Annotated in this window: 9 protein-coding genes and 2 pseudogenes; all 11 read left to right on the top strand. The window is 55.8% G+C overall.

Annotation, left to right across the window (positions count from 1 at the left end):
- Positions 1 to 170, top strand: a pseudogene (locus BLX42_RS12690) (LysR family transcriptional regulator); the annotation flags it as partial.
- Between the two features lie 198 nt (positions 171 to 368).
- A pseudogene (locus tag BLX42_RS12685) lies at positions 369 to 593 on the top strand (AAA family ATPase); the annotation flags it as partial.
- A 168-nt stretch (positions 594 to 761) separates the two neighbouring features.
- Positions 762 to 1,061 (top strand): His-Xaa-Ser system protein HxsD, encoded by a 300-nt coding sequence (hxsD, locus tag BLX42_RS12680; RefSeq protein ID WP_161871905.1) that lies wholly within the window; start codon positions 762 to 764, stop codon positions 1,059 to 1,061.
- Complete coding sequence (gene hxsB, locus BLX42_RS12675) at positions 1,058 to 2,545, top strand: His-Xaa-Ser system radical SAM maturase HxsB (protein ID WP_161871904.1); 1,488 nt, start codon at positions 1,058 to 1,060, stop codon at positions 2,543 to 2,545. The genes hxsD and hxsB overlap by 4 nt, the downstream gene beginning before the upstream one ends.
- Positions 2,545 to 3,780: a His-Xaa-Ser system radical SAM maturase HxsC gene (gene hxsC, locus BLX42_RS12670; RefSeq protein WP_161871903.1), complete on the top strand. Its 1,236-nt coding sequence runs from the start codon at positions 2,545 to 2,547 to the stop codon at positions 3,778 to 3,780. The genes hxsB and hxsC overlap by 1 nt, the downstream gene beginning before the upstream one ends.
- Positions 3,777 to 4,385: a His-Xaa-Ser repeat protein HxsA gene (gene hxsA, locus BLX42_RS12665; RefSeq protein ID WP_161871902.1), complete on the top strand. Its 609-nt coding sequence runs from the start codon at positions 3,777 to 3,779 to the stop codon at positions 4,383 to 4,385. The genes hxsC and hxsA overlap by 4 nt, the downstream gene beginning before the upstream one ends.
- 50 nt (positions 4,386 to 4,435) lie before the next feature.
- Positions 4,436 to 4,849, top strand: coding sequence for a hypothetical protein (locus BLX42_RS12660; RefSeq protein WP_161871901.1), 414 nt, complete (start codon positions 4,436 to 4,438; stop codon positions 4,847 to 4,849).
- A gap of 32 nt (positions 4,850 to 4,881) precedes the next feature.
- Positions 4,882 to 5,187 carry a hypothetical protein gene (locus tag BLX42_RS12655; RefSeq protein WP_161871900.1) on the top strand — a complete coding sequence of 102 codons (306 nt, stop codon included), beginning with the start codon at positions 4,882 to 4,884 and terminating at the stop codon, positions 5,185 to 5,187.
- 133 nt (positions 5,188 to 5,320) lie between these two features.
- Positions 5,321 to 5,872: a hypothetical protein gene (locus BLX42_RS12650; protein ID WP_218176455.1), complete on the top strand. Its 552-nt coding sequence runs from the start codon at positions 5,321 to 5,323 to the stop codon at positions 5,870 to 5,872.
- A gap of 3 nt (positions 5,873 to 5,875) precedes the next feature.
- On the top strand, positions 5,876 to 6,178 hold the full coding sequence (locus BLX42_RS27200; RefSeq protein WP_371316872.1) for a hypothetical protein: 303 nt from the start codon (positions 5,876 to 5,878) through the stop codon (positions 6,176 to 6,178).
- A 48-nt stretch (positions 6,179 to 6,226) separates the two neighbouring features.
- Positions 6,227 to 6,881: hypothetical protein (locus BLX42_RS12640; RefSeq protein WP_161871898.1), on the top strand; the 655-nt coding region annotated here is incomplete at its 3' end.

Here is a 6,881-nt window from a genome sequence, read left to right as displayed (position 1 = left end):
CCGCTGATGCGCTGACTGCTGCGGGCGGGTTGCGGGCTGAAGACCTGCCGATAGCGGTGCGCAGCTTCGAGTTGCACATGGCCTGGCGAGGGGCGCAGGACAATGACCCGGCGGAGCGCTGGTTAAGGTCGCGGATTCAGATGTTTTTTGGCGATCCTGACAGTCTTTAGACCTCGCCGGGCAGGCTGTTCATCTGATCATTTTTGCCATTCCATAAACCATGGAGCTCCATTCACTTCCAGTGGATTGCTACATTGGGGGCACATCTGAGGGCATGCTTTGGATGGTTTGAAAAGGATGCCCCCAGCCTGAGGCCAAGCAGGCTATTGATGAGGATAGCTCCGACCGGACTCTCTGCGAGTCGCTATACCGGCCTGCATGCCCACCTTCTCCCGGCCCGGGCGCGGCTGATCATCCGCGCGTCGCAACGTAGCCAGGTGTAGGTGGTGTCGCACAGCAAGTTGCTGATCGTGGCGTTGTCGTCGTGTAACGGGTGCAATGTGCTGGAGTTGCAGAAGAGCCATAACCAGAGGCAGATGCAGTTGCGTGGGGTTGGAATGCTGGATGAGCCGCTGTGGCGGTGGGTGGACTGAGGGAGATATGAACCCTCGGCCCTACCCCGTATCAATGGCCGAGCCGTAGTGAACCCACCACCCACCACGCTGGACAAATGCGTGCAAATGTAAAAAATTATGATGGCATAATGCCTCGGCAACCGGCAAAATCCACACATTCCCAACGGATTTGAAGGACCGGTTCCGATGACATGGCCAGTCACGCTGAAACTCGACAGCGCAGCCTACCCGCTCAGCGTGGTGCAACGCGCCGCTTACTCCCTGGCCGACACTGTCGCGATCCAGGTCGGTATTGAAGCCAATCAGATAAGCCTCACGGCCCACCCCGCTGAAGCAAGGCTAACGCTTTCCCCGGAGCAGGCTCACTCGCTGATTCTCCAACATCTGAACGACTTCGCCCTACGCGACCATATCAACCGCGAAACAGCAGGGTTGCGCGAAGTCCTGGCTCGAGCCGCGCTCGCTGGATGTGGGATTTCGCAGTGACACTGATTGCGACAGACGCCAAGCACTACCGCTTGCTACCTTTTCGATTCATGCGCATGAACACGGGACATGAACGTGACATCCTGCTCACCTCCGATACCGGTGAGTACATGCACGTGAACGACGCGCAATTACGAGCCCTCAGTTACTTCGACGTTCAAGCAAGTACGCCTTTCTACAAGGACCTGCTGGCCCGCCACTTCATCTACGAACCAGGCCGCCACGACCCGTTCCCGGAAATGGCCGCGCAGTATCGCAACCGCAAGGACTTCCTCTTCCAGGGCCCTGCACTGCACTTGTTCGTGGTTACATTGCGCTGCAACCACACCTGCCAGTACTGCCAGGTGTCGCGGGCCCCTCTGGGAGGATCCGGCCACGACCTGTCGGAAGCGGATGCTCAGGCGGCGGTCGATCGCCTGTTCGAATCGAACGCTCCCGCCCTGACTGTGGAGTTTCAGGGTGGCGAGCCGCTTCTAGCCTTCGAGCGCGTCCGCCAGATTGTCGAATGGGTCGTTGACCGGAACGTGGTCGAACAACGGGATATCCAGTTCGTCATCACCACCACTCTGCACCACCTGACGGAGGAAATACTCGACTTCGCAGAACAAAATCGCATCCAGTTTTCGACCTCGCTCGATGGGCCGGCGCCCTTGCACAATGCCAACCGCCCTACCCCGTCACGAGACTCCTACGAACGCACTGTAAAAGGCATCCAGTGGGTCCGTGAGCGCCTTGGCCATGATGCAGTTTCCGCGCTGACCACGCTGACTTCAAGAAGCCTCGAACAACCTGAAGCGATCATCGATGAGTATGTAAACCAGGGCTTCTCCAGCATCTCGCTTCGGCCTCTGAGCCCTTATGGGTTTGCCACCAAGAGTGCCCATCGACTTGATTACCCTATTGAGCGATACCTGGCCTTCTACAAGAAGGCACTGGCCTATTTGCTGCATATCAACCAACAGGGCGTATACCTCTCAGAGAGTTATACGAGCCTGTTGTTGAAGAATATCCTGACACCCTTCTCCTCCGGCTATGTAGACCTGCGCTCTCCTGCTGGCGCAGGCACTGCGGCGCTGGTTTACAACTATGACGGTTACGTCTATCCCTCGGACGAAGCCCGAATGTTGCTGGAGATGGGTGAAGACGGCTTGAGGCTCGGCACCGTGCAGCAACCCTTGTCTGAATTACTCGCATCGCCCGTTATGAATGCGTTGCTCGCCAGTGGTGTAGCAGAGGCGCTGCCGGGCTGCTCCGACTGCGCACTTGTCCCGTACTGTGGTGCTGACCCCGTCGAACACTATGCCCGCCAAGCTGACCCGATCGGACACCGAGTGTTCAGCAGCTTCTGCAAGAAGAACATGGGGCTGCTGAAGCATATTTTCGGCCTGCTTTGCGATGGCGACGACAACGTGCAGAGGGTGCTGCTGTCTTGGTTGAACAGGCGCTCTTACAACGATGTCTGGTTCCCGGGTTACAGGGGCTGATGGCGATGCTGCGCAAAGATACCCACTTCGAAATCCATAACCTGAATGAGCCGCAACTGCTCAAGGTCATCACTCTGGATGAGCTCATCGAACAAGGCCTGGCTGTTTGTGCCGGAAGCGCTGAGTTTGGTGACCTGCTGCTTTGGCTGCCAAACGAAGTACGGCTACGGAGCCCGCATCTGCTCTCATTACCAGTGGGTGGATTCCTGATCCCGGAGCCATTGATCGGCGACTTCGACAGCGCGAGGCCACACCTGCATACCCCTAAAGATGCGGATGTCGTGCAGCCCGGCGATGTCATTGCCATCACACCAGGCAACGCGATGGTGCGAGTGCTCTATCGACGAGGCTCAGACAGCAACCTGCTGTTCATGACTGATCGTTGCAACAGCCTCTGCCTGATGTGCTCGCAGCCGCCCAAAGATATCGATGACCGTTGGCACATCGAGGAGAACCTACGGCTGATCGACCTGATGGACCCGGGCGAGGAAAATCTGGGAATCAGCGGCGGAGAACCCACGCTTTATCGCGACGGCCTGCTCGAAATCCTGGCCAAGTGCAAAGCTGTTTTGCCGCAGAAATCCATTCATGTGCTCAGCAACGGGCGTCTGTTCCAAAACCCGAGCTGGATCGCAGCGCTCTCTGCCATCGGCCACCCTCAGTTGAGCTGGGGCATCCCGCTGTATGCCGACAATGCCGAAGACCATGATCATGTGGTGCAGGCTCCAGGAGCGTTCAGCGAAACCCTGCAAGGTCTTTACAACCTGGCGCGCGCCAACCAGATCATCGAGATACGCGTGGTGCTCAATCGCCTGACCACGCCACGCTTGCCAGAGCTCGCCCACTACGTGTTCAGGAACCTGCCCTTCGTGCGGCATGTTGCGCTGATGGGTATCGAAAGTACCGGCCTGGCCAGGAAGAACTACGAAGAACTGTGGATTGACCCGCTTGACTATCAGGATTCGTTGAGCCAGGCCGTGTATTTCCTGTTCAACCGCGGAGTGCCGGTTTCGATCTACAACTTGCCCCTGTGCCTGATCCCAGCCCACCTCTCGCGTTTCGCCCGCCAGAGCATCTCGGACTGGAAGAACCTGTTCATCGATACCTGCCAGCAATGCGCTGCCGTCAAACATTGCTCTGGCTTCTTCAAATCCCACACCGACCGCTGGCGGAGCCGCGGCGTACAACTACTATCGACCGAGGCCTTTAGCGCCTATGCAAGGAGTGCACAGTGAAATTGCTCGACCGCTGGAAAGTCCTGATCAGTGGGATCAGCTTGCTGCCAATGGCAGGTACCACCCTGGCACAGGCGGGCCATCTGTCGCTCGCCGATGCGAACTGGCGACCCAACGACAAGCTACAGCCCCCAGTATTTGCCGATACGCTCAATGCGCCAGACACCGTCAACATCTATGCGGCACATCGCTCGCACAGTTCTCACCGGTCCCACAGCTCGCACAGTTCTCACTACAGCGGCTCGGGTGGCTATAGCGCACCTCGCTACTACAGCCCACCTGCTACCAGCACCCGAAGCTACAGCGCACCGAGTGCTTCGAGCAGCACCCCAAGCAGCAACAGCCTTTATCAGTCGTCTGGCACTACCAGCGGGACAAGTTCGAGCACTTCAAAGAGCCGCGCGACCAATGAGCAGAAAAGCAACCTGGTCACCCGTGTGCAGACCGCGCTGATGGTGCGCCAGTATTACCAAGGCACCATTGATGGGGTGATGGGCAAGGCGACACGTGGTGCGTTGATGGCCTTTCAGATGGACAGTGGGCTGACCGTGAATGGCCGGATGGATACGCCATCGCTGAATGCGTTGGGTATCAAGATTCCATAAGTCACTTCAGGTTAAAGCTAGCGTCCGTTCAGCAACGAAGGAATTATCCCATGCAGCACATCATTCAAGTCGACAACACTCTCTGGGCATTGATCAGCCGCCTGCAAGGCAAGGAACTGCAAACACCGTCGCGTAGCGCCCGTTTCCGTATCACGACCGTTGATGCAAATCGCGTTGTGATTGAGACCGGATCGGAAGACTCGCAGTTGGCGCTGACTCGAGCAGCTTTCCAGCAAACGTTGGACTACCTCGCCGGTAACAATCATTTCGGTCAAGCACAAGCTGTGGAAATTAGCTCCAACCATACGTACGAAAAAGCCGGCCCACTTTGCCAGGCGGCTCGTTACAGAGCAGAAGGCAAGCCGGGCCGTACCAACATCACCTACATTCTGCCGATTCTGGAGCAGTGCCAGGCCGTCGGCATCCGGTCAACCAACCCAAACAGCACTTGGCTGCTGCCCTGAACCGCTCCTGATATCTTTACAAGGACGCCAACATGTACGCCAAAATGGACACCTTCCGCCCCACCAGTGCCGCGTCGTTCGATCAACCCTGCAAGGTTACGATCGACATCGAGTTTATCACCGTCTCCTATGACGACGCGGGGCAGACCTGGCAATACCGAGGCCAGGCTAAAGGCCCGGGGCATTACGAACTGCAAGCAGAAGGCTTCGACGGCAGAGCAACGCTGCACCGCTTCGAAGGCTCGAATGTTCTGGAAGGCACTTGGGTCGAAGACGGCGTACGCGGGATGTGGCGAATTGTCTGCCAGCCGATTGATTCGACATTCGTGCCCACATAAATGAGCTGAACTCGTGGGGTTTGATGGGCCGCCACGGGGTCATCCACCTCAACTGGCGGAACAAGACGTACATCAAGGCGGTCAAGCATTGCTATCCGCATGGATTTTAGAAGCACTGAAAAGAAGTTCAAGGATGAAAATGATAGCTCTGAAAGCAAAACTGCTCGCCAAATTCCAGCAATATTCCGTATCCCAACGGTTCTATCTCGCCTCGGTAGTTACGTACCTCATCACGATTGCAGCTTCCCTATACACGGGCATATCCGCGCTTACCATCGGGACGACGGTCGCGGCTGCATTGATAATCTGCGGATTCATTGCCTGGTGCATCCCTTTCGCCCGCTGGCTCCATACAGCATGGGATAAGCCATTCGCCAAAACGCCCATCATCATTATGCATCTGCTTGCACTGCTGATATCCACAGCATGCGCGCGTTTCGCGGTTGCCGAGACGTTAGGGCTGCCCCCTCAAAGTTTTGATCTGACAGTCGGCTTTCTCGCGTTGCTGTTCTACATTCCATCGTGGCTGCTTGTGGTGGCAATACTCCTTGGTCTGACAGCAGTGCTGATCATGGTCATCGCGATGATCAGCCTGCCATTCGAAGCAGCCTGGCAACATATGACCCGCTTGGCCGCGCTCCTCGGCTTTCAGGCTAAATTCAAGCAATCGCGCAGTCACCCGTAACGGATTCCAACCCTACGCCTAGGCAGTGATGCTAGCGCCCTGCCTAACAATGCGAGCTTGGTTTTCCCTGCGCAGACCACCGCGGCCTATCCCTACAAGGTCTATTGGCAAGTGGTTAATACGGGGGAGGATACCAGCCATCGGCGAGCGCTACGCGGCGGTTTCGAAGAAGGCGTAGTCCAAGGCGCACGCCTAGAGAAACGAGAAAGCGCCTTGTACTCCGGCAGCCACAGGATGGAATGCCTTATCGTTAAGGAGGGGTATTGCGTCGCCCGCAGCGGACTATTCGTTGTCAACATCCTCTAATTCATTATTCGACAATCAGCATAACGTTCAACATTTAAGGATTTAATTTTGCAGGTATCCAGCCTCAATGCTCGCACGCCTTTTGCTCAATGCACCCAGACGTCAATTCAGGATGATTTGCTAGAAGCACTCATCAGAAACAAACGAGGCACGAAAAAATACAAGGGAATTAACCCTATCATAGCAAATGGCCACGGGAGGCTCTCAGAGGCTCGACAAATACTAACCTTTTTGATGCGACGAGCGCTTGGGATTTTCAGAATCCCTGGCACTTACGACCTCCCCTTAATGAGCGAATACTTTGCCAATTTATCCATCGCTGAGATTGATGGAGCCTGCAAGGATATCAAAAGAATCTACGACCATTCACAATCGCAAATGTGTCGTTTTGATAGCACGATAAATCTGGTTCGCGGGATTGGCGGACTCGAAGCAAGCGCTTGCAAAAAACTGCTTGATGAAATACCTGGCGCGGAAATACCATTTTATTTCCAGTCAATTACCTTCTTCAATCATGTTTGCGGCGGCTTCAGTCGAAACATATCGCTAAATATCGACTGCCCAGTCGAATGGGTTTGGGCTAGCGCTTACACCTTAAAAGATTTAGAGTTACCTGGAAGCGACGAGGAGGTCATGGTTGTCTGGGCGGCCTCAGGTTCCAAGTGCAACAGTCAGTTGATAATGTTGAGCCGATTGGTTGCCA

Source organism: Pseudomonas sp. SG-MS2 (assembly GCF_009933855.1).
GTDB classification, from domain to species: domain Bacteria; phylum Pseudomonadota; class Gammaproteobacteria; order Pseudomonadales; family Pseudomonadaceae; genus Aquipseudomonas; species Aquipseudomonas putida_E.
The sequence above is the reverse complement of the archived record's forward strand: the minus strand, read 5'-3'. Positions and strand labels throughout refer to the sequence as shown.